We start from the raw sequence: 20,529 nt of genomic DNA, 5'->3' as shown, positions 1-20,529 counted from the left end.
TAACAAACAGCAGATCCCGGTCTGGGATTTATCATGTAGATCAAGCTGCTGAAAGGATTCAAATACGTACTCCTACGTGAAAAGTAACTAACTCATACCGGATCATATAGTCAGATTTCACGTAGGGGAAAGGCCTAGAATTGTAAGACTTTGAATTTCTAAACGATATTCAACTTCAATTACACCTCTAGCTATATTTAATATATGCATAATGTATATTACAGTCGTCGAGAATTAGTATGTAAAATATTGATAACTTAGATATTTCCAGTGCATTAGATTTTGGTTTTTCTCTGGCCTTATAACAGTGAGAAAATCGATATGCACGGTACTATATTGACAGTTTGTAATCCCAAAGGCGGTGTGGGTAAGACCACAATAGCTGCCAATCTTGCCGGCCTTCTGGCCGATCTTGGACAACGGGTTTTGCTCATTGATGGCGATACCCAGCCTACCGCATCCAGCTACTATGCCATTGTACAGCGAGCCCCCCAGGGCCTCACAGGCCTAGTACAGATGCCATACACATCCAGTGGCAGTATAGAGCTGGATCAATTCATCTCAAAATCTTCTATCGATCGTCTGGATGTGGTGATCTCAGATGACCCAACTGGAAAACTATCCACCTGGATTCAACAAACCCCCGATGGTCGAACGCGCCTGAGAGCCACCTTACGAAAGGCCACACATAACTACGACATCATCATCATTGACAGCCAGGGCGCAATGACTTCGTTGCTTCAGGCAGCCGTGATAGCCGGTGATATGTTGCTTTCACCGGTTCCCCCCAGACTGATGGACACCCGGGAGTTTACCCGCGGTGCTGTGCAGCTCATGCAAGACTTAGCACCCCTAAAGGACCTCGGGATCCCCATCGGTAACCTCTTTGGTTTGGTCTACCGGGTTGACCGAACTAACGACAGTCGTAATTACGCAAAGATTCTAACCTCCATGGCATGGGAACAATACCGAATTCCAGTTCGGTTTCTTTCAACCCTGGTGCCCGAACGCGTTGTCTACCGAGAGGCCTGTACGGCTCAAACGCCAGTATCCCGTATGGATCCCCATGCACGCGAAATCATGTGTGATCTCGTCACTGAGCTTTGGCCTCATCTGTCGGATACCGCACAAGCACATTCTCAGGGGACGTCGAAATGAGCAAGAAACAGCCCACTCAAGAGGAGTTACTGGACAAGGTTTTAGTCGGTAATTTTTCCAACGAAACGCAAAGCAACCTGATTCCACAGGATGGAGACACACTGATCCTGCATCCTACTCAACTCACCCCCTATGACCGAAACCCCCGTCGGGTACGAAATCGAGAATATGACTCGATCAAGACCCAGCTTTTGACTCAAGGCCTCCAAGAGGTTCTGTCAGTTACACAGCGCCCCGGTATGCCCCCGACTCAATTCATCCCGGCCAGGGGTGCCAATACTCGCGTGGAGATCATCCTGGAGATATTCGAAGAATCGGCAGATGAACGATTTTTGCAGATTCACTGTCGTTACAAAGCTTGGAAATCCGAAGCCGATACGTACACAAGCCACATGGCTGAAAACGAAGTCAAAGGTGACATCACTTTTTTTGATCGTGCCTCTTCAGTCATGAAACTGAAATTGATTCTCGAAGAGGATACAGGTATTCCGTACGGGCCGAGAGAACTGATTAATTACCTGAAAGACGAAGGTATTAAAAAAATAACTCGAGCCGATATCGCCCGCTTCAAATATACCTCAGAACAGCTTCAGCACGCCTTAGTTAAAACCCTATCGTTAGGCTTGGGCCCCCGACAGGTTGATGCCATCAGTAAACTTCATGAAGCCGCATCCATGCTGTGGGAAGACGCCGGCGAAACCGATGATTGGGATCCTCTGTTTCAGGGGATTCTCAAAAAACTGGATCAGCGCGTAAAGACGCTGGATGACTGGTCCTACGACCGGCTGTTTAAGGAGGTCGCCCGGGAACTGGGCAGTAACGATACTCAAGGGATTGAGCGCGCCAAGGCCGGGCTGGAATTCGTGTTCGAGACCGGCCAGCTGCCCGAAAAACGCGAATACAAGCCCTTCAAGGCCCATGATGATGCCGGTACTGGCGAGATCGAACCGCCACAATCGACGACCAAGCCAAGTACGCCTAAATCATCATCAGCACCCAAGCCGTCATCACCATCGAAACCCAAGGTTGAGCCACCTAAAGCACTGGAGCAGACACCACCCAGCGATACCCCGGACATCTCCTTCCTTCTGGAAGAGACGGAAGAGGACCCAGATGATCGGCCGGAGTATTTCGCGGACGATCCCCTCATGCAGATTGCGAACACTGAACTGGAAGATGACGAGGCTTTACGTGGATTGGTGCCGGATGAGGATTTGTACATCGATGAAGACGGCAAAACTCACTATCGGCCCAAATTCCGTGAACTAACTGATGAGGAGGAGGAGGCCAACACCAGAGCCAATCTGGAGGTTTGGCAAAAACATAAAGCGGAAAATCCGGAAGGACCTGAGCTAACGCCAGAGCAGAAGGATCTCATGCGGCGCCGGGAGGCTTGGTTGGAGGGATTGCAACGGGACCGGGAAGAAAGTGGCCGCACCCGATCCACCAGCATGCTGGTCGAACGAGCGATCATGAATTTACGGCATCTCCCCACGGAACGACTGCACCATGACGCTTACGCCTCGGCACGCCGTATCTGTTGTGAATTCTTCAGGCAGGAAATAGCCGACCATCTGGTTCAGCCGTTCAACCGTGGCGTTGGTTTCTTTGTCGCTGACTGGCCCAGGGATCTGCCGTTAAATGAGGAGAACCCTATCCTGGCCTACCTGCAGTTGGCGACCTGGCATTGGTTGGTCGTGGCCAGCGGCCAGCTCAAGATTATTGAGCTGGGTCAGCTCCCACAGGAAATCCTCACATCGCCTTTTGGCCAGATCCTCGATGACGTCTTTGACAAAAACTTCGATGGTGGGGACTTGCTGTTCCAGCGGATTGGCAACGCCATCGCCAAGCGCGTTCAAATTGAGCCGAGCATGTTGCTGATGCATGACCTGATGCTCCATGCCCCGCTCAATTTCAGCCTCGAGCAGATGATCATCAATCGGGCCAATAATGAACTCAACCGGCGTTGTGTGGAGAAATTCGACACGGGGAATTTGTTCCTTTTCGAGTCGAACTGGGATCGACAATACGGCGATCAGAAGATCGATAGCTTAAATCGTTATGAATAGATTTACACGATTTGGTAGGAAGGCGGCAAGGTGGCCGCATAGTGATAGAGGGAGAACCCTATGGGTCATCACATGGAATCTAACAACACAATCGACGACATCAGCCTGTCAAGAGCGGCTTTTGAGATGTTGTTTCGGTATCACAGCAGAGGCGAGGCAGAGAGTTTGGAAAGACTGGGGATTGATCTGGATCTATTGATCAGAGTTAGGGGTCTGTCGAGCGAGTCCTTTCACCGGCTGCTCACTCGAATGGGTAATTTCGTCAAATTTCGCCTGGATAACCAGGTGTTGGATATGCATCTGCAGATAGAAGAGAAACATATGGAAGCCCAAGCACAAGCACGCCAATTGATTATCAGGGGCGCCCCTTTCCCGATGATTCGCGAGCTGTATGGCTGGACGCGGGAAGCTTTCCATTTTGAACGGCGCCTCGCCGGGTTGACCAACCTTCAGTCTCGTGGGCGCCCCCCACTGCCGGCAGACGATATCGGTGACCACATCGCTCAGGCCTGGTATGAGGTCATCGGTAGCGATCGCTCAACCCCACAGTCCGCGCAAGACTGGCTGGCACTGGCAACGGTCAGTGGCACAACCCTTTCAGAAATATGGTTTTGGTATTGCAATGAGCTCAAGGAGATCACCCATGGCTGATGATCGTGTTGATCTGTCGGTTAGGCATTCTGGAATACCCCATCAGGCACTCCCCACGGGGATATTTATCGACCCGACGCTTAAAGCGACGGATCGGAATGTCCTTTGCGTCTTTCGGACGCAGATGAGCGAGGTATCCAAGATGGCCATGCCGACCTACCGAGAGATCAAACGCATGGCCAATATCGGCTCCGATGCGACTGTCTCCCGAGCGATCAGCATCCTTCGACTTACCCGATGGATCATCAAGGTCGGAGATATCCGCGACGACGGTGGCCGAATTGTCCGGACAGCCTACGACATCTGCGACGAACCCGAATGTCTGCAGACCGTCATAAAAAGAGATACAAGATATTTGGGTTTTGTAAAGCGCATGCATTCTCATCACCATCCGGCGGTGGTCCACATAGCGAAATCGGTCCAGGACGGGATTGACCTGTTTAGCGATCTAGTCGCTGATGGAAAGCGATCAGTACGCAGTCTGTCGCCGACGGAAAAACAGGAAATCCGTGAAGAGTCCCATGAGAATCTTAGGCAATTCCAGCAAGGTAAAATCGAGAAGGTTACCTATCACGCTGTTGCATATTCCAACAAGATTAGCACCCTCGATGAGGAGGAATTACCGACAGAAGCCAGACTTCAAAAACTGAAGTCAGGTACAGGAGGGCAGGATTCTGAACCCAGACTTCAGTTTTTGAAGAGCCAAAAATCCCTGACTTCAAAAACTGAAGAGTATTGTAGTAGTAGTAGTTTTAATACAACTACTACTACAACGGGCGAGAATCGAAAAACTTCAGATGCTGAGCTTTTCTGGCCAACTTTGCTGATGTCAGAGCTCAACGACAGTGAACGGGCCTTGATTTTACGCAGATTGAGTCTCGTAGAGGGCCAGGATCAGCAGCCGCTCATCAATCAACTCACCGGACGGATGATGGATTGCCATCAACCTGATCTTGAGGATCCGGTCAAGTACATGTTCTGGCTGATCAAAAAACATCAGGAGGGCGAGGAGGTACTGACCTCTGCCTCTACTCGCGATTACCGAAAACCGTCAGGCGACATTTCAGCGAGGGTGCAGAAGAACGATCTCGAAACGCAACTGCGGGAAGTGAAATCCAGAATCGGATCGTTGAAAACTCTGATGGATGGTCACAGTGCCGGTAAGAACCCAGCGCTTCATCAGCAGCTGTCGCAATCGCTCCAACGGGAGGAGACTGCATTGCAGGCGTTGACCGAAGAGATGCAGCAAATTGCAGAAAATTAACAAGCTGGCCCACCGTGGGCCAGTATGTGAATTATCAACATAATAGCTATGTCACCGACCTAATGACGTAGGTAATTAACAAACTTGCCCATTGTGGGCAAGAGTGAGAGATAACAACACTATGGCACAAAGTATGGGTATGAAGATTCCATTCAGCTTGCTGAAGAAGCGAAGCGACTGTCATCCGAGTAAACGAAAAGATGAAATTGCTAGATTTGGAAATCCTGAATTTCAGATTCAAGTCTGCATTCTCTTGGAGCTTATCTCTGTAAATTACACCGTAAAGATTCTCCAAGATAACAACTTGGCATTGGCAATTGTTCGTGGAGTAGCTATGTATCAATCTTCGAAATCTGATACTGGTGAATGGGTTTTGACAGCAGATCAGTGGGAAGGATTGTCCGGGCTGAAAAGACATCGATTGGATGGGGCCAAAAAGCTCTTGATGGACAACGGAGAGTTACAAGTTGATATCAGGGATTTTCCACCTAAATCCTACTACCAATACTTCTACCCACAAGAAGACCTGGAAGTACAGAGTGAGTTTCAGTATTACCACGAATTGGCGCATCTCCTTGGCCATGATGCAACAGCTTTGTTTGGCTGGTTACTGGAACTCGATAAACAGTCCGAAGCCCAGGGTTACTTCTTCCATCTCAAAATGGCGGATATCCAACAGTCCCTGGGACTCTCCCGGTACCAGGTCGATCAGGCCCGTAAAAAACTCATCGAACATGACCTGCTCAAAGAGCGGTTCTGGGGTATACCCGCCGTGCGGGAATTTCGGTTGCGACTGGATGGCCTGGAGCAGCTGGTAGCCGAGAAGGGAGCGTTGGAATGACTCGCACATTGAGACAACTCAGGTGGAGCGACGGACTGGTGAGGCTGTCCTGGTCGCCAAACAGAGCGACAGCCCCTGCCGTGGCCATGGCAGGAGGTGCTCCGAATTCCTGGCTTCAGAGCGGCGCCGGGTGTGCGTAGAGACTCACATTTAGGCGTGCGTACAAAAGGTACCACCGGTGACAGGACAGACTGCAGTAGATGCCCGATGGCTCACAGTCTGCTGATTTTGGGTCCGACGCTCCACCTGAGTTGTCTCAGAAGTCGGTTTTATTGAATCGATGATATCAATGTTAACAGCGATGGAGAACATACAGCAGCTGCTCCAAATCCATGCCGAAAAAGGCGTGCCGATGGAGATGAGCGTACCGTTCCTGCTTAAACTGGCGGGAAGAGGCGTGGAGGAAACGGCCAATGAGGCAGGGTTCACTCGTACCCATTTCTATCTGACATTGAGAGGAGAAAGAACCCCACCTGAAGGTCTGCGACAGCTACTCGAGAAAAGACTGGGACAGGATCCATGGAAGGTTTACAGAGAGACAGATGATAGAAATTTGGCCCAGTAATCCAACTGCGACAAAAGACAGCCGCTTGGAATCTTTTCTCGGATACCTGGCGCAGTTTTCATGATAAGACGTAGTTGAACGACCGAAATTAGGAGCAATGATCATGGTAGATGCTAGTAAACAAGATCCACAGTCCCCAACCACACTGCAGACCATTGATGCAGACAAACTGGACAAAGCCCGAGTGGGTCGACTGCAGGCGAGCTCAACTCTGAAGTTGGAGACGCTGCAGAGCCAGCTGCTCTTCAATGGGCGTCGCGAAAAAGAGAAAAAAGATCGGATCATTGGGCTGCGTGGATTTGGCTCACTACTGACGGCAGTCTGGCATGGCGCAGTAAAAGACTGCCCTTGGGCATGGGAAAAACTGCTCCAGGTCGAGGAAACACTGAAACGTCAAAAAGCGCTTATTGAGGAGCTGACCCAGACGGCTGATCAGTCATTGGTGTCTGCGCCAGGTCTTAGTCATTCTGAAGCTCATAGCATTGAACCGCTTATCGTCGAAATTCGATTTTCGACACCCTATTCATACATCGGCGCCAGTTTGCTCAGTGAGTACGATCGGCTGGTACGACTGGCGATGCAGGCGCAACATGTAGGTCGATTGGCAGATAAAGAGGCCTTTCGATTGATTCACAAGGGTGGCCGTGCGGTTCGAGGTGCCTTTGAATCGGCATTTGGCTACAAATTCTCTGGCCTAACTACAAACGATCTGCTTCAGGGCAATGCTAAAGCGAAAGAGACTGTAGCAAAGCGAGGCCAAGTGTCTGATGCTATTCTCAGAGGTCTGAAGAGACCGGAATTTACCCCAAAACCTGTGGCAGCCTTCTCCGCCCGTTACTACAGCTACCGGATGCCTGCAGCAAAGACCGAAGAGAATTTGCCGGAAAACCATGACCGACTTGATAACAGGAAGGCCATGACCAATTAGAACTCCCTCCCTTTAAGGGTAAGGGAGGGAACCTCCCTTCAATTCATAGATGTCTGCATCAAGGGTTTTGTGATTGGGAATGACAAATAAGAAAGACTTAAAGTAGTATTCGATAGGTAGATAAATGTTACAAACAATCGCTCCTACAATGGACAACACAATGAAGAACATCACTGGATATGGCAATGATGTCATCTATCCTGAGTCCCAGAGGGACTGGGCGGAGTTGATAGAATACCCATTTCGTACACTTAAAGAGCTCGAAGGCGCGATTGAGGCCGCCGATGCTCAAGTTAAGCATTTGATGGAAGTGGCACGTATCTTTCGAGATCGAGCTAACGTGGAGCTGGTTGGTGTACCAGTTGTTAAAGGCACAAAGGTTCAGGGTAAATATGTCTCCCCTTACTACATCGCTTACTCGTTTGACCGTTCCTACAATATCCTGAAGTGGCGGAATCACCGTACTGATGGTAAAGGCAATCTCCTCAATAATCGCCGTCGTGCTCAATTATCCGATGAGATGTTACTCCAGTGCCCGGAAGAACTTAGAGAGAAGATGCTGAAATTTGAGCGTCGGCGGATCGAGCTTAACTATGTGGCAGGCGTCGTCGCTTTCAAGCGTGCTCGGCTCGAGAAGGTTCTGGAGCAGATCCGATCTGTGAATGCTCTGAAGAGCCTCGTTTAGTCTGAATGTTCTACAAGGAACATTCATCGCGTTTTTCTTGATGGTCGCTGTCGCAAATATTGTCGGCCATCATTGGATCAATAACTTTTACTGTTGAATTCCTGGGCCAAGGTATCTGGTGTTTGCTATTGGAATGCTGCGCCAGGACCTGACAAGCGGGTAATCTGGTTCAGATCGCGGGCGCTCGATTAGGGATCGAGCGCAAAGGGGTGAGCGAGAAAGGGCTTTTCAGCAAAAGGGACATTCGTGTGCTGCGGCAGATCTCAATCGGCTTGGTGCTACAATCTACCTTTGTCAGGATTCCAAGCGCACTGCGACAACATGGCCAGGAGCGTGTTCTGATTCTGAAACAGTTCATACAATACCTTTTCACTGACCTAGATCTCGTTTCAGTAGGCCGAAGGAATGCAGTAAATCCATCACGATTTATTGACTGAATTTCAACTTGTGCTTGACAGATACTGTGGTCATCAGCTACTAATTTAATTGTAAAGCGATTTTCTTACCGACGTATCCCGGTATATGGATACAACTGCAGCACCTGCTGCACCCACCAAGTCATCGCTCCATCAGACTTGGCGCTTTTAAAGCGGGAGTTCTTTCCATATCACTCAACCCTCAGGGGACAAACCATCCCTTGTGGGCATTGGTGCGTCTTCTGATTTTTTTCGATTAATTAGGAGATTCACTATGAGCACTTCCAACAATCTGTATTTTGATCTGCACACTACTGGCCTTGGTTATTTGGGCAGAGCCCGTGAAGTCAAACCAAAAGCAGGCCAACGGTTCACACCGTTTTGGGCGGTATCAATTTCTGCTTTTCATGGTCCTCGTGATGCCATTTCTTATGTTTTCTTTGATGTGAAAGCAACTGGCGCAGAGTCAGAGAAAGTCATCCAGGAATTTGAAGATGTTATTAATGATAAGGAACACAAAGTTCTTGCCGGTTTCAATATTGGTGATATGTACCCAGACGAACCTTACGAAAAGGATGGTAAGTTGCGTGTCACCCTCAAAGGCCGGTTACTTCGGATCATGTGGGTCAAAGTAGATGGAAAAACTGTTTACTCCGCTCCCCAACCATCCGATACTGAAGGAGCGAAGGATGACGACCAAACGCCTGCAGCAGTTTCAGCTGATCAGCAGGAAGCGAGTTCGGAATCCGATAAAGTTGACCAAGCCCATTCAGAGACCACTAGTGGCCCCATAAATGGTAATGCGTACAGCCACTCTCCTGTGACAGACGGACAAGGATTGCCTGGCAGTTATTCTGTTAACATCCAGATGCCGTCTGAGTCATAAACCAATTGGAAATATCATGTTTCCTTGAAGAAAGCCCACACTCTTGAGTGCGGGCTTTTTTTTTGCAGTATTGATCAATATCTTTTTTAGATGGTTCAAGCATTGTCATATCAAGGTTATACTGAACTGGATTTCATACCGCCGCGCCTCGGTATATTGGTGCACCATAGCGGCCTTGCCGCACCCAAGACTGTAACCGCACCCTGAAAATACGGTCGAACCTTCGGGTTGGGTGTTGATACCAGGTATCTCCGACAAGATAATCCTGGTTTATTAAGACGCCCGTGAAGCGTTATCTTCAACGATAAGCACCGGAGGGTTTTTTACCCTTCGGTGCCCCTTACAGCTACGTCCTACGGTCTTCCCGGATGATCTTGTATTGGGGTCATGCGGGAAGACCATAGGTCTTCTTTCAGCAAAGCCGGTCGCCGTGGCCGGAATTTACGCGGCACCCTTTGTACGCAGTTAGCGTGCCTTCTCGATTGATCTGTCCGGCTTAAATCAGATCGAATGCGACTGGGTTGTAGCGAGAACCTTTGCAAAGGCCTTTCTTTAATCGAGCTGACGGCCAATTTAATTCGCATGGCCTGACGTGATTTCCATCCCGGCCAGCCCTTCGCTGGCCTTTTTTCTGCCTGCAATAAATGTTTTTGCCGCAAAAACTTTTTCCAGCGTCTTTTCTGATCTTTTGTGGCAGCCTAACCACGAGACTTGATATCTGGACCTTAGCCATGCGAGTGAATCAATGAGAGTAAACGTTTTGATGCTGTTGTTCGCAGTAATTGTTACACAAGATTGCCTGTCTCACGGATTGGATGACGTCGCTGCTGTAACAGACCGTGACGCTCGGTACACAGGCTATCGGAAAGCCCCGCCTTCTCCTGGCCAGATCAATCCGCTAGAGGCCCCAATGGGGCGTATTGCACCCGACTCTCTAACCGTTGAGCGTGCAATGAAGGATCTGCTTGCCGGTACCAGCTACACCCTGACGCAGGGCTTTACCGCGGATCCAGAAATTCGTGTGTTGCTCGACGCAAGGCTGCCCCAGCACCAACGATCTCTCAAGCATTTCTCTGTTATAGAATCGCTCGCGATCATTGCAGGGAATCCTTGGTTGCTGGTTGTCGATCCTGTTCATAGGATGGTTTCATTTGAATTACCTTATCCCTACCAAGACGATCCTATTGTCACCAAATCTGGGCCACACAATGGCCTGAAACTCCTGGGTTTCGAAGAATCAGAAACGAAGTCTGAACAGATTTATCCGCTCTCTCTCAGTGACAACTGTAAAACCATCTCACGTGATATGACGGTTGCCTGGCCTCAGCGTGTTTATTGGTGTTACCCCCACGCATACAACAAACGAGGCCAGTGTCGTGACTAATTATTTCTCTTCATTTTGCTCGACCTCCACCCGTGCTTTGGCGTTCTTCCTGAGCGCCACTTTTTTTTCGATCGCGTATGGTGATGAGGTCAAACAAACCGGTGTTGAAATATCAAATCTCAACTCTACCGCTGTTAATGCAGAGGCAATGGGGTTTGATGGTTGGGGACTGAGTGAGACCGAGACTGAGCGATATCAGCGCATCATGAAAGGCCCTCGAGGCAATTGGACGCCAAACCTGAGTCCACTGCAGGTACTCGGAATCAATGCTGAGTCAGTTCAGGAGCGTCAACACTATGCTCGACGATTGGCCATCATCGAGCACGATCGACTTGTGCGTGAACGCGCCTTTGAAAAAGCCTACTTGGCTGAGTACGCAAAGCTCTATCCGAATGCGCCTCTTTATGAGGGAGCCCCAGCCTTTGCGAAAACAAAGAAGGTAAAGCACCAAAGAAAGCGGGTTAATATCACGCTTCCCTGCGATATTCAGTCTGTCTGTTACAAGCGAATAGCACCAACCCTGGCAAAGGCGACGTCTAAACCGGTGGATCTTTACTTCTTTGGCGTCGAGTCAGTCGATGACATTCAAACCTGGGCGAGAGAGATCGGTATTGATCCTGATCGGGTGAGGCAAAAGCTCATAACTCTGAATGTTGGCGAAATAATGTCATCGTCTGGCGAATGATGTTTATCTCCTCTACAAAACTAAGATTTATTTTCGCATTGACGATGATGCTTGGGGCGTCGTCTGTCTCATCGAATCAGAGTATCCCCTCGCGAGAGGAACTCAAAACCGTTGCGACGTCAATTGCTAAACACTACGGCCTATCAGCGGATTTGATTCACGCTTTGATAACCGTAGAGTCAGACTGGCAGCCTTCTGTGGTGTCTAAGAAAGGCGCGGTTGGGCTTATGCAGCTTATGCCGGCCACTGCTGAGCGATTTGCAGTCGTGGATTCCTACGACCCTTATCAAAACCTGCAGGGAGGAATGCGATATCTACGTTTTCTGTTCAACAGGTTCCATGGCCGGCTAGACCTTGTCTTGGCAGCATACAATGCCGGTGAGAATGCTGTTGATCGATACAATGGCATACCCCCGTATTCTGAAACACAAGCGTATGTCCATAAAGTTCTAAAACTGTATGGCGCTCCAGCGTTTCCTGTGAGATCAGTACGTCGAATCAGAAGCTATCACCTGATGAGGGTCATGTGATGGCGGTAGGAGGCAATTTCCCGCTTCAATCACTTCTCAGGCCACCTGTGGAGCTCTATACAGCGATGGTAGCTGTACCGATCGGGGGTCTTCTGATTTACAGCCCCTATATCACCTTGTTAACACCCACTACGGCTATGACTTCTGGGGGGTTGATGATACTTGCCGGGTGCTGGCGCGCTATACAGGGATTTAAGGTCATCCGGTACCGAAAACGGTTGACTCGATTGCCTCGATACGCCTTGACCAGTCATAAGATTCCTGTTTCTAAACGAAAGTTGTTCTTGGGGAGAGGCTTTGTATGGAAACAAATGCACGTTCAGAGACTGAGAGATATCCGCCTTTTTGGAGATCAGTACACGCAGCTATCTGGTATGAATGCCTGGATACGGTCGCGTCCCATCGCCTGGGAGACTACTTGGCTACTGAAACGCGTTGGTGATGCACTACTCTGGGATAGTCCGTTCAATCCCTGGCGTCCACGACCCGATATCGGCGGAAAACCTGAGATCCATGCGGTTGGCCTGCTGGAAGGTGAGCGGGATCAATACCAAGATCTCTCCGAGCGGGTAGGGCACACCCTGGTGCTGGGTACCACTCGCGTTGGAAAGACTCGTTTGGCCGAGATTCTGATTACTCAGGATATTCACCGAGGGGATGTGGTGATTGTCTTTGACCCCAAAGGGGATGCGGAATTGATGACCCGTACCTTCGTTGAAGCACGCAAGGCCGGCAGGCCTTGCTATATCTTTCATCTCGGATATCCAGACATCAGTGCCAGATACAACGCTGTAGGTAACTTCGAGCGTGTCACAGAGGTGGCGACTCGGATATCTGATCAGCTTCCGAGTCAAGGTAATTCTGCTGCTTTTAAAGAGTTCGCCTGGCGATTTGTCAACATCGTTGCTCGCGCACTTGTCGCCTTGGGTAAACGACCTGATTACAACCTGATATCCAGATACATCTTTAATATCGATCCGTTGTTGGTTGAGTATGGAATGATGTCACTGGGCCTGAATGGTGACAAGGGTTGGGAACAGCATGTTGCAATGCTTGAATCGAATGTTGACGAAAAGAAGCTTCCGCAAGCGCTTAAAGGTCGGAATCATACGGCGATTGCCATCCTTAGGTACACGCAACAGAAAGAAATCTATGATCCTATCTTGGAAGGCCTATTAGGCGCATTTCGATATGATCGAACCTACTACGACAAGATCATTTCGTCTGTGGGTCCCTTACTTGAGAAGCTAACAACTGGCCAGGTCGCAGAACTCATTGCACCGAACTACTTCGATCTCAAGGATGAACGCCCCATCTTTGATTGGTATTCTGTCATACAGCAGCGAGCTGTTGTTTATGTCGGCTTAGATTGTCTTTCCGATGCAATCGTCGGGGGAGCGGTCGGCGCCTCGATGTTTGCCGATTTAACGTCTGTCTCAGGCCGAATCTATAAGCATGGTACTGAATCCCAGCTACCCGATATCGGTGAGGCTGATCCAAAACTTCCTCCACCCAAAATTGCCCTCCATGGTGATGAATTTAATGAGCTTGTGGGATCTCAATTCATCCCAATGATCAATAAAGCCGGTGGATCCGGATTTCAGTTTACCGGTTACACGCAAACCGGTGATGACATTATTGCCGGAATTGGTGATGTGCATAAAGCTGGTGTGATTCAAGGCAACTTTAATACGTTGGTAATGTTGCGTGTAAAAAATAAACAGACCTCAGAATTTTTGACGAATCAACTGCCATCAGTACAAATAAGCCAGCATATGTTGGTCAGTGGTGTCAATGATAGCTCTGACCCAGATTCTGATACTCACTTTACATCTCGCAATGAAGATCGCATCACGACGCAAGATGTGCCGATGCTCGAGCCTGCAGATTTGACGGCTTTGCCAAAAGGCCAGGCCTTTGCCTTTATAGAGGGTGGAAAGCTTCTCAAATTACGTCTACCGCTGCCTGTGAAGGAGAAAGATGATCTCCCGTCGGATATTAAGCGGGTAGCGCAAGCAATGCGAGAAACCTACAAACCAACGACACCTGAACATTGGTACGCAAAAGCGGAGCCAGATTGGTGGGGAGGAGGGCAAATCACCTCAAATAATGATCAGCATTCGTCTGGCGCTAATTTCAGTGGCGCGTTGACTGAGATGGGTAGTGACTCACCTGACGACACCAGTCACAGCAACGATATGATGGGTATCTAATGGCCAGTACAGCAACCGCGTCCAATCATCCTCAGCACAAAAAACGAGAGATCCGTGAGCGTCGGACTGGCGTGATCAGTAATACCTTTAATCTGATCATTTCACTCTTAGGTTGGATGGTGCTTGCCCTAATCTTGAATATTGTTGTTGAAGTGGCGGGCATTGCGTTCAACTGGTGGGAGTTAAGTGGGTCACAACACGCAAGACAAGTGCTGGTTCAAGAGCTGAATTGGCTGAACAGTGACTTCAAGCAGGCCTTAGGTAATCCGCTTTCAATCGCACTCACTGCGAGTAAAGCGTTTTATCAAGTCATTTGGGTTTGGGACGGTGAAGATTTTGGCCAGGCCATACTGGGATCTATTGGCAGTGGTTCCCTTTACGATTATTTCAGAGCTGCCCTATGGACGATTCAAGTCTTTGCCGTCAGGTTGGTGGTAATTCTGTTCTCATTACCGATTTTCATAGCGTTTGGCCTCGTGGCATTGACAGATGGTCTGTTACAACGCGACTTAAGACGATTTGGAGGAGGGAGAGAGTCCGGCTATATCTGGCATCACGCCATGAGAATGCTTAAACCATCGATTATCGCACCGGTGGTCATTTACTTGGGCCTTCCGATTTCAATACACCCCAACCTGGTAGTACTGCCGTTCGCGGTGATCTTTTCCATCTCGCTATGGATTGGTGCCGCTTGGTTTAAAAAATATCTCTAAGGAGTAATCGATGAATCGTTTTGGGATGATTTTAGTGAGTGCATTTTTATCGGTGCCCAGTTGTGCTTTGTTTGCTGATGCTTCAGGAGAAAAAGCATCATTACAAAGGCTTGCTTGGGAAGTTCATGCCATGGAGCAATTGCTGCAAGAAGCAGAAAGCATGGCCGATCCTGCCGCCCGTTATCCATTTCGTTACGACTATTTGCGCCAGGATTTGTTGACGATCAGGCATGGTATCGAGGCCTACATCAGTACACCACAAGACAGGCCTGTGAATCTAAACAAACTGAAAGGAAACTATAGGCGCTAACTCATGGGCAATACCCTTGCTTCAGTTATTACGGCTTTTGAAACCTATGCAGGATCCAGTGCGGCCAGTATTGCTCAATATATTGTGTTTTTTCTAGCGAGCTTGTTTTTTGTTTGGACTGCCTTTCAATTGCTTGGTTATTACAGAACGTGGGTATTAGGAAGTTTTACTTTTTTTGAAATGGCAATGTATCTGTTGAGAAACATGATTCTCTTAGTCATTGTCGTTGCTTTTATTCTTCAATAGACGTTCAGGAGGACTTATACGATGACACATGTAAATAAATTCATTAACTCGATGGTTGGAAATCCAGGAAGCCTTTTCTCAGTGATTTTGATGTTCGTTCTGATCTCTCTGTTGTTTCTAGCACCAGAAGCCATGGCGACTCAACCTGCATTACCCGATATTGGATCGGGTGGTGCGGATGATTTATTGGAACAAAGTGCAGGTACCACCCAACAAGGTATGTTTTATGCCATTTGGGTCGTTGGCATTCTACTGATATTTGTACCGGCGTATTTCCTCATCGGTGCTTTTGCTGATTGGATGAAAGGTCGTAAAGAGCTCGGCGAAGTCGGTGCGGTGATCATTGTCGGGGTTGTGATTGTTGTTGCAGGCATGTGGTTACTATCAACCGCATCGGACCTCACAAACACAGGTATTTAAACAAAACACAAGAACAACAATGGTCGGTTGACTGACCATTGTTGTTCTTAACCTCGGATAGACGCTATGAGAGAAATTCCAGATTTAGCACCAAATCGTATGGACCGCGTTCCGATTGTTGTTATGAGCTGTACTGCCAAAGAAGTGGAGATGGCCTTTGGTGTATCGCTCGTAGCCAGTATCGTACTTGGTTTAATAAGCGGTATTTTTTTTGGAATGGGAATCGGAGTCACGATTGGGGCAGTTATATTCCTTGGTGGATCATTTGGCACGATGCGGATACTGGCCTATGTAAAGCGAGGTAAACCGGAAGGCTATTATCTCCAACAAATGCAGATCTACAAACAGAACATGGGGTTTGGAAAGGCGCCATTTATCTATAGACCTGAGTACTACGAAGGATTTAGAACCGCTTTACAAGGAGATAAAGGATGAAGAATGGATTATTTACATTTGAGAATCCATCGGATAATCAATCCTCCGCCATCCGAATGTTGGGTCGGGCGTTATTTTTACTGCTGATTATCAATGGTGGCAGTATTGCGACGACATTCTATGCGCTTGAAACAATTGAGGTGTCACTCCCACCTGACCCCAGTAAGGGGGCATTACTCAAACGCGGTCAAAAGGATGAGACGGCCATCTACACCTTTGCGCTTTGGTATTTTCAGGATTTACAACACTGGCCTGAAGCAGGGCAGACCGATTATCGTAAAAACATCGACAATCTGATTCCTCTGTTAACGCCTGAATACAAAGGATACCTAGACCGTGATTTCAATCGCCGTAAAACAAAAGGCGAGCTTGCAAATCGAATTCGTCACATCGAACCCTTTGTCGGTATGCACTATGACGAAAAAAGAGTCCAGTCCTTGGGTTCTGGTGAATGGCTTGTCATCGCTGATTATGTCGTCAAAGAGTGGTACTTGGGCCAAGAAATCAAAACCGTACCGCTTCGGTATTATCTTTCAGTCAGTGAATCTTCTGTGATTGATGATAATCGATTTGGACTCAGACTAAACGGATTTTATAAAAACCCAGAAAGTATCGCTGTAAAAGAGGGCCAATCATGATGTATGCCATTTTTAAATCCATCGTCAGCTTAGGGCTCCTGCTTTTGGTGAGTACGGTTTCTGCGCAAACGATCACCCCTGAGCGTGTGATCTATCGTGGAGATCCGCTGCCCATATCATTATCGATAGGACATGAACGGAGAATAACCTTTGATCATCCGATTTATGTGGATGTCCCTGAATCCTTAGCAACGCTTTCGACCCAGATTGTCGGACCCGATCTCTATTGGAAAGCCAGCAGCCCGTTTGATTCGGTCAGAATTGTCGTTGGCGAGGAAGGGGGTAACCGGATATACCTCATCAACTTAAATGCCGTGCAACAAGACTATGCTGCGCCTCAATTATTAGTCTCGGATAATCGAGCCGTTAAAAGTGATGACAACAAAAGCATGGAGCAGGAGGTTGCCACGGTATCTGACAACCTATACCCAAAAATCGGTTTTGGCGGTCTGTTTCGTTATTCAGCGAAGCAACTCTACGCACCCCATCGGTTAAGAGAAGCTGGCCAACACAATAACCTCACCAATGCGCCCATACCTGAGGGCCGAATACATCACTTAATTCGAAAACATAAAGTGATCACAGAACCCATTAAAGCCTGGCAGAACGATGCCCATTATGTCACAGCCTTGTTGGTTACTAACACTACTGATCGGCCAATTACCCTGGATCCACGAGAAATCCGAGGTGAGGTTCTTGCGGCACGATTTCAAAGAAACCACTTAGAACCGCTGGGAAGCATGGGTGATGCGACAACGCTTTTCTTAATTAGCAAGAGACCGCTTGCAGAGTCAATCAATGGCCATGCTGTGCGCATTGATTCTCGCTCGATCGACCGTGCTCACCAAGAAGACTGAGGAGAGTATTCGTGAAACTAAGTGGCAACAAGGCGCTTCCAGTACTGGGTGCAGCTACGGTATTAATGGTTGTTCTGTTTATTCTCTATATCAACAGTAACAAGCAAACCACCAACAGGGCCGGTGGTTCGAACATTGATACTGAATTTGGTAATGCGATCGCGGTTTCACCCGATGGGGATTTACCCGAGCATACCCTGAATAAGCTATCCACGGATATGAGTGAGTTTAAGGATTTACTTAAGGGTAATAATGAGCTTGTTACAGAATCCATGGATGAATTCAACCTCATCAAGCGAGAAATCAACCAACTCAGGGCCAGTAATACCCAACTCAAAAAAGATCTCGACAAGGCCAAAAAACGGTCTCGCCAAAACAGTGGTTCTGATACGGACGTTGATCTCGATGAAATAACAAAAAAAGTCATGGCAAAAATCAATCGATCGGAGTCGTCGACACAAGGCCGACAACCTAAATACCCTGTTGCCGGCGCCAGCATGGACCTGACATCAACGAAACGAATCCATGGATTAGACGTGGTTGTGGATAAGAAGGGTGGGGTAAAAAGCATGCTTCCCGAATTCATGAATAAACCGGACCTCAACAATGTCTCTCTGACTAACCCGCGAGGTCATCGAAACGAAGACAAGGGTACCCCTGTCTATACGTTACCAGATCTCAGCATCTTGAATGAAGCCACTGCGGTAACGCATATGATCGGTCGGGTGCCAATCAAAGGCGACGTTACAGACCCTGCGCCTTTCAAGGTGGTGCTCGGCTATGACAACCTGGCCGCAAATGGACACAACATTCCCGGGATCGAGGGGATGTTTATGGAGGGGCACGTCTGGGGTGATGCAACACTCTCGTGTGTCAGGGCCTATGTGGAACGGGCGAGTTTCGTCTTCAAAGACGGTCGTATTGTCAATTACCCAGAAAAAAAGAGCGACAAGAACAAAAAAGGTGGTAGCAAAGAATCCATCGGTTATTTGACGGATGACTACGGTTCGACCTGTATTCCCGGAAAGTACATCACGAATGCACCTCGCACGTTAACGGCCAGGTTTCTCGCAGATCTCGCCACAGGTGCTGCGGATGCTTATTCCAACAAAGAAGCTACCAGTGTCGTCTCTTCTACAGGTGGCATAACAACCGCTGTAACGGGCAATGATGGAAAGTACGTCATGGGTCAAGCCATCGCCAGTGGTTCACACGGCGTTTCCGACTACATCCGGAATCGAAATCTCGATATTTGGGACTCCGTGCTTGTGCGAGCCGGCATGAAAGTAGCGGTTCACCTCCAGGCGGAAATTCCCATCAACTACTCGAAAGAGGCCCGAAAAATATCCTACCTGTCCACGGCAACCGGCAGCATGACCGACTGATAAGAGGAGCGCTCACGATGAATTTAATTTTACCGATGTCCATGATGGCTCTGCTCTCGCTGATCGGCTGTGCCAATCAGCCACCCAAAGACCTCTCAGAAGGCCCCACCATGCGTGAGGTATTGAATCAGCATATCGGGGGCGGGGGTGCGTTAAATGGACCTATTCGCCGTCTCGGGAGGCCTGACACCTATAACATGTCTGGTTACACCCGAACAGCGGCAAACGAAACACGGAATCTCTTCGCTCGATTACCAAATCCAGATCTCTGTTTCTATGTCTATCCACATCTCTCTCAAGAGGGCCTGCCGGTACCGGGATATTCCAGCTGTATCCCCATGTACGAAACCACTCACTACGCGTTACCTGGTGAGATCGGTACACAGCCACTGCTGTCACGGCCACCCGGGGGGGTGCGCTATCAAGACAAGCGGGAGACGGAACAATCACTACTCGACTACTGAGTCAAGGAGCTATCAATGGCAAGAGGCACAATCAATAAAGTCATACTGATCGGTTATTTAGGCCATGATCCAGAAATCCGGTATATGCCAAAAGGCAATCCGGTCGTCAATGTGTCATTGGCGACTACTGAGTCCTGGAAAGATAAGGAGAGCGGCGAACGACGAGAACGAACCGAGTGGCATCGGGTGGTCCTTTTTAACCAACTGGCTGAGATTGCGGCTAAATACCCCAAAAAAGGTTCACAGCTCTATGTCGAGGGGAGTAACCGTACACGTGTGTATAAAAAAGACGGTGAGGATCGATACATCACGGAGATTATCTGTACCGAAATACAGATGTTGGGCAAGAATCCTCAATCTTTATCACCAAATGGTGCCGATGAAACCGGTATCAGTGATTCGGAGCTGGCTCACTATGAGTCCCTTGCCGAAGTGAGTGGCCAGAGCGAACCGCCGTCTGAATAGCTCGTTCTGCTGTCGTGGTGGAGTTAGAGGCCAATTTCCTAACCCATCATACCGTTACTCAAACTGGGTTGACTGCCATTGACACGGTAAAAATCCATTCGTAACGCAGTAGGAATAACTCATCGGAACAATCATGCCTTTACGTCGATTGCAAGAGACTCAAATCAAGATAATTCTGGTGGTGCATCAGGCGTGTTTTATTCCCTTACCACTGAGCGTGAACTTACGCTTTAAGGTGATGAATATGACGCAAAACCTGATTGCCGATAAGGCCGGTGTCGATTAATCCAGGATCTGCAAATCACTGGCAGGGCTACGCAC

At 48.6% G+C, this 20,529-nt stretch carries 24 protein-coding genes; all 24 read left to right on the top strand.

The genetic code is table 11. The features are described 5' to 3' along the window. The first annotated feature begins 321 nt into the window (after window positions 1-321). Entirely contained in the window at window positions 322-1,158 is an 837-nt protein-coding gene (locus AC4IE7_RS13680; RefSeq protein WP_490777401.1) for a ParA family protein, read from the top strand. After that, window positions 1,155-3,227: a ParB family protein gene (locus AC4IE7_RS13675; protein WP_490777400.1), complete on the top strand. Its 2,073-nt coding sequence runs from the start codon at window positions 1,155-1,157 to the stop codon at window positions 3,225-3,227. Before AC4IE7_RS13680 ends, AC4IE7_RS13675 begins: the two co-directional genes overlap by 4 nt. Window positions 3,228-3,287: 60 nt before the next feature. Next, a complete protein-coding gene (locus AC4IE7_RS13670) occupies window positions 3,288-3,878 on the top strand; it encodes an STY4526/YPO1902 family pathogenicity island replication protein (RefSeq protein WP_490777399.1) in 591 nt (196 codons plus the stop codon). Then, on the top strand, window positions 3,871-5,142 hold the full coding sequence (locus AC4IE7_RS13665) for a hypothetical protein (RefSeq protein WP_490777398.1): 1,272 nt from the start codon (window positions 3,871-3,873) through the stop codon (window positions 5,140-5,142). The genes AC4IE7_RS13670 and AC4IE7_RS13665 overlap by 8 nt, the downstream gene beginning before the upstream one ends. Before the next feature lie 121 nt (window positions 5,143-5,263). Beyond that, the gene (locus AC4IE7_RS13660; RefSeq protein ID WP_490777397.1) at window positions 5,264-5,983 is read left to right on the top strand and encodes a hypothetical protein; all 720 of its coding nucleotides are present in this window, start codon (window positions 5,264-5,266) and stop codon (window positions 5,981-5,983) included. A gap of 289 nt (window positions 5,984-6,272) precedes the next feature. Beyond that, on the top strand, window positions 6,273-6,548 hold the full coding sequence (locus AC4IE7_RS13655; protein ID WP_490777396.1) for a hypothetical protein: 276 nt from the start codon (window positions 6,273-6,275) through the stop codon (window positions 6,546-6,548). 103 nt (window positions 6,549-6,651) lie between these two features. Next, a complete protein-coding gene (locus tag AC4IE7_RS13650) occupies window positions 6,652-7,476 on the top strand; it encodes a PFL_4669 family integrating conjugative element protein (protein WP_490777395.1) in 825 nt (274 codons plus the stop codon). A 160-nt stretch (window positions 7,477-7,636) separates the two neighbouring features. Next, window positions 7,637-8,161, top strand: a complete 525-nt coding sequence (locus AC4IE7_RS13645) for a hypothetical protein (protein WP_490777394.1) — start codon at window positions 7,637-7,639, stop codon at window positions 8,159-8,161. Between the two features lie 690 nt (window positions 8,162-8,851). Continuing rightward, window positions 8,852-9,463 (top strand): DUF3577 domain-containing protein, encoded by a 612-nt coding sequence (locus tag AC4IE7_RS13640; RefSeq protein ID WP_068995023.1) that lies wholly within the window; start codon window positions 8,852-8,854, stop codon window positions 9,461-9,463. Between the two features lie 745 nt (window positions 9,464-10,208). After that, window positions 10,209-10,847: a hypothetical protein gene (locus tag AC4IE7_RS13635; RefSeq protein WP_490777393.1), complete on the top strand. Its 639-nt coding sequence runs from the start codon at window positions 10,209-10,211 to the stop codon at window positions 10,845-10,847. Further along, the gene (locus tag AC4IE7_RS13630; RefSeq protein WP_490777392.1) at window positions 10,840-11,532 is read left to right on the top strand and encodes a TIGR03759 family integrating conjugative element protein; all 693 of its coding nucleotides are present in this window, start codon (window positions 10,840-10,842) and stop codon (window positions 11,530-11,532) included. The genes AC4IE7_RS13635 and AC4IE7_RS13630 overlap by 8 nt, the downstream gene beginning before the upstream one ends. Next, window positions 11,529-12,062 carry a lytic transglycosylase domain-containing protein gene (locus AC4IE7_RS13625; RefSeq protein WP_490777391.1) on the top strand — a complete coding sequence of 178 codons (534 nt, stop codon included), beginning with the start codon at window positions 11,529-11,531 and terminating at the stop codon, window positions 12,060-12,062. The genes AC4IE7_RS13630 and AC4IE7_RS13625 overlap by 4 nt, the downstream gene beginning before the upstream one ends. Beyond that, window positions 12,062-14,275 carry a type IV conjugative transfer system coupling protein TraD gene (gene traD / locus AC4IE7_RS13620; protein ID WP_490777414.1) on the top strand — a complete coding sequence of 738 codons (2,214 nt, stop codon included), beginning with the start codon at window positions 12,062-12,064 and terminating at the stop codon, window positions 14,273-14,275. Before AC4IE7_RS13625 ends, traD begins: the two co-directional genes overlap by 1 nt. Next, a complete protein-coding gene (locus AC4IE7_RS13615) occupies window positions 14,275-14,988 on the top strand; it encodes a TIGR03747 family integrating conjugative element membrane protein (RefSeq protein ID WP_490777390.1) in 714 nt (237 codons plus the stop codon). The genes traD and AC4IE7_RS13615 overlap by 1 nt, the downstream gene beginning before the upstream one ends. Before the next feature lie 10 nt (window positions 14,989-14,998). Continuing rightward, window positions 14,999-15,298: an integrative conjugative element protein, RAQPRD family gene (locus tag AC4IE7_RS13610; RefSeq protein ID WP_068995018.1), complete on the top strand. Its 300-nt coding sequence runs from the start codon at window positions 14,999-15,001 to the stop codon at window positions 15,296-15,298. A 3-nt stretch (window positions 15,299-15,301) separates the two neighbouring features. After that, a complete protein-coding gene (locus AC4IE7_RS13605; protein WP_490777389.1) occupies window positions 15,302-15,544 on the top strand; it encodes a DUF3262 family protein in 243 nt (80 codons plus the stop codon). Window positions 15,545-15,565: 21 nt separating this feature from the next. Further along, window positions 15,566-15,964 (top strand): DUF2976 domain-containing protein, encoded by a 399-nt coding sequence (locus tag AC4IE7_RS13600; protein WP_490777388.1) that lies wholly within the window; start codon window positions 15,566-15,568, stop codon window positions 15,962-15,964. Window positions 15,965-16,030: 66 nt separating this feature from the next. Next, on the top strand, window positions 16,031-16,399 hold the full coding sequence (locus AC4IE7_RS13595) for a DUF3487 family protein (RefSeq protein ID WP_083226240.1): 369 nt from the start codon (window positions 16,031-16,033) through the stop codon (window positions 16,397-16,399). Continuing rightward, window positions 16,396-17,037 carry a PFL_4703 family integrating conjugative element protein gene (locus tag AC4IE7_RS13590; protein ID WP_490777387.1) on the top strand — a complete coding sequence of 214 codons (642 nt, stop codon included), beginning with the start codon at window positions 16,396-16,398 and terminating at the stop codon, window positions 17,035-17,037. The genes AC4IE7_RS13595 and AC4IE7_RS13590 overlap by 4 nt, the downstream gene beginning before the upstream one ends. After that, window positions 17,034-17,894 (top strand): TIGR03749 family integrating conjugative element protein, encoded by an 861-nt coding sequence (locus tag AC4IE7_RS13585; protein WP_490777386.1) that lies wholly within the window; start codon window positions 17,034-17,036, stop codon window positions 17,892-17,894. The genes AC4IE7_RS13590 and AC4IE7_RS13585 overlap by 4 nt, the downstream gene beginning before the upstream one ends. 11 nt (window positions 17,895-17,905) lie before the next feature. Continuing rightward, complete coding sequence (locus AC4IE7_RS13580) at window positions 17,906-19,279, top strand: TIGR03752 family integrating conjugative element protein (protein ID WP_490777385.1); 1,374 nt, start codon at window positions 17,906-17,908, stop codon at window positions 19,277-19,279. Between the two features lie 17 nt (window positions 19,280-19,296). Then, a complete protein-coding gene (locus AC4IE7_RS13575; RefSeq protein WP_490777384.1) occupies window positions 19,297-19,743 on the top strand; it encodes a TIGR03751 family conjugal transfer lipoprotein in 447 nt (148 codons plus the stop codon). Between the two features lie 15 nt (window positions 19,744-19,758). After that, on the top strand, window positions 19,759-20,208 hold the full coding sequence (gene ssb, locus AC4IE7_RS13570; RefSeq protein ID WP_068995010.1) for a single-stranded DNA-binding protein: 450 nt from the start codon (window positions 19,759-19,761) through the stop codon (window positions 20,206-20,208). 133 nt (window positions 20,209-20,341) lie between these two features. Next, window positions 20,342-20,494, top strand: a complete 153-nt coding sequence (locus AC4IE7_RS13565) for a hypothetical protein (protein WP_490777383.1) — start codon at window positions 20,342-20,344, stop codon at window positions 20,492-20,494. Window positions 20,495-20,529 lie beyond the last annotated feature (35 nt).

This window comes from Candidatus Thiodiazotropha sp. AKAK3 (genome assembly GCF_058244645.1).
Note: the sequence above shows the minus strand (reverse complement) of the source record. Positions and strands in the feature narration are given on the sequence as shown.

What these genes read in the sequence shown, in the direction of transcription:
- AC4IE7_RS13680 (WP_490777401.1), top strand. Translation starts at nt 322, where the DNA reads ATGCACGGTACTATATTGACAGTTTGTAATCCCAAAGGCGGTGTGGGT.
- AC4IE7_RS13675 (WP_490777400.1), top strand. Translation starts at nt 1,155, where the DNA reads ATGAGCAAGAAACAGCCCACTCAAGAGGAGTTACTGGACAAGGTTTTA.
- AC4IE7_RS13670 (WP_490777399.1), top strand. Translation starts at nt 3,288, where the DNA reads ATGGGTCATCACATGGAATCTAACAACACAATCGACGACATCAGCCTG.
- AC4IE7_RS13665 (WP_490777398.1), top strand. Translation starts at nt 3,871, where the DNA reads ATGGCTGATGATCGTGTTGATCTGTCGGTTAGGCATTCTGGAATACCC.
- AC4IE7_RS13660 (WP_490777397.1), top strand. Translation starts at nt 5,264, where the DNA reads ATGGCACAAAGTATGGGTATGAAGATTCCATTCAGCTTGCTGAAGAAG.
- AC4IE7_RS13655 (WP_490777396.1), top strand. Translation starts at nt 6,273, where the DNA reads ATGTTAACAGCGATGGAGAACATACAGCAGCTGCTCCAAATCCATGCC.
- AC4IE7_RS13650 (WP_490777395.1), top strand. Translation starts at nt 6,652, where the DNA reads ATGGTAGATGCTAGTAAACAAGATCCACAGTCCCCAACCACACTGCAG.
- AC4IE7_RS13645 (WP_490777394.1), top strand. Translation starts at nt 7,637, where the DNA reads ATGAAGAACATCACTGGATATGGCAATGATGTCATCTATCCTGAGTCC.
- AC4IE7_RS13640 (WP_068995023.1), top strand. Translation starts at nt 8,852, where the DNA reads ATGAGCACTTCCAACAATCTGTATTTTGATCTGCACACTACTGGCCTT.
- AC4IE7_RS13635 (WP_490777393.1), top strand. Translation starts at nt 10,209, where the DNA reads ATGAGAGTAAACGTTTTGATGCTGTTGTTCGCAGTAATTGTTACACAA.
- AC4IE7_RS13625 (WP_490777391.1), top strand. Translation starts at nt 11,529, where the DNA reads ATGATGTTTATCTCCTCTACAAAACTAAGATTTATTTTCGCATTGACG.
- traD (WP_490777414.1), top strand. Translation starts at nt 12,062, where the DNA reads ATGGCGGTAGGAGGCAATTTCCCGCTTCAATCACTTCTCAGGCCACCT.
- AC4IE7_RS13615 (WP_490777390.1), top strand. Translation starts at nt 14,275, where the DNA reads ATGGCCAGTACAGCAACCGCGTCCAATCATCCTCAGCACAAAAAACGA.
- AC4IE7_RS13610 (WP_068995018.1), top strand. Translation starts at nt 14,999, where the DNA reads ATGAATCGTTTTGGGATGATTTTAGTGAGTGCATTTTTATCGGTGCCC.
- AC4IE7_RS13605 (WP_490777389.1), top strand. Translation starts at nt 15,302, where the DNA reads ATGGGCAATACCCTTGCTTCAGTTATTACGGCTTTTGAAACCTATGCA.
- AC4IE7_RS13600 (WP_490777388.1), top strand. Translation starts at nt 15,566, where the DNA reads ATGACACATGTAAATAAATTCATTAACTCGATGGTTGGAAATCCAGGA.
- AC4IE7_RS13595 (WP_083226240.1), top strand. Translation starts at nt 16,031, where the DNA reads ATGAGAGAAATTCCAGATTTAGCACCAAATCGTATGGACCGCGTTCCG.
- AC4IE7_RS13590 (WP_490777387.1), top strand. Translation starts at nt 16,396, where the DNA reads ATGAAGAATGGATTATTTACATTTGAGAATCCATCGGATAATCAATCC.
- AC4IE7_RS13585 (WP_490777386.1), top strand. Translation starts at nt 17,034, where the DNA reads ATGATGTATGCCATTTTTAAATCCATCGTCAGCTTAGGGCTCCTGCTT.
- AC4IE7_RS13575 (WP_490777384.1), top strand. Translation starts at nt 19,297, where the DNA reads ATGAATTTAATTTTACCGATGTCCATGATGGCTCTGCTCTCGCTGATC.
- ssb (WP_068995010.1), top strand. Translation starts at nt 19,759, where the DNA reads ATGGCAAGAGGCACAATCAATAAAGTCATACTGATCGGTTATTTAGGC.
- AC4IE7_RS13565 (WP_490777383.1), top strand. Translation starts at nt 20,342, where the DNA reads ATGCCTTTACGTCGATTGCAAGAGACTCAAATCAAGATAATTCTGGTG.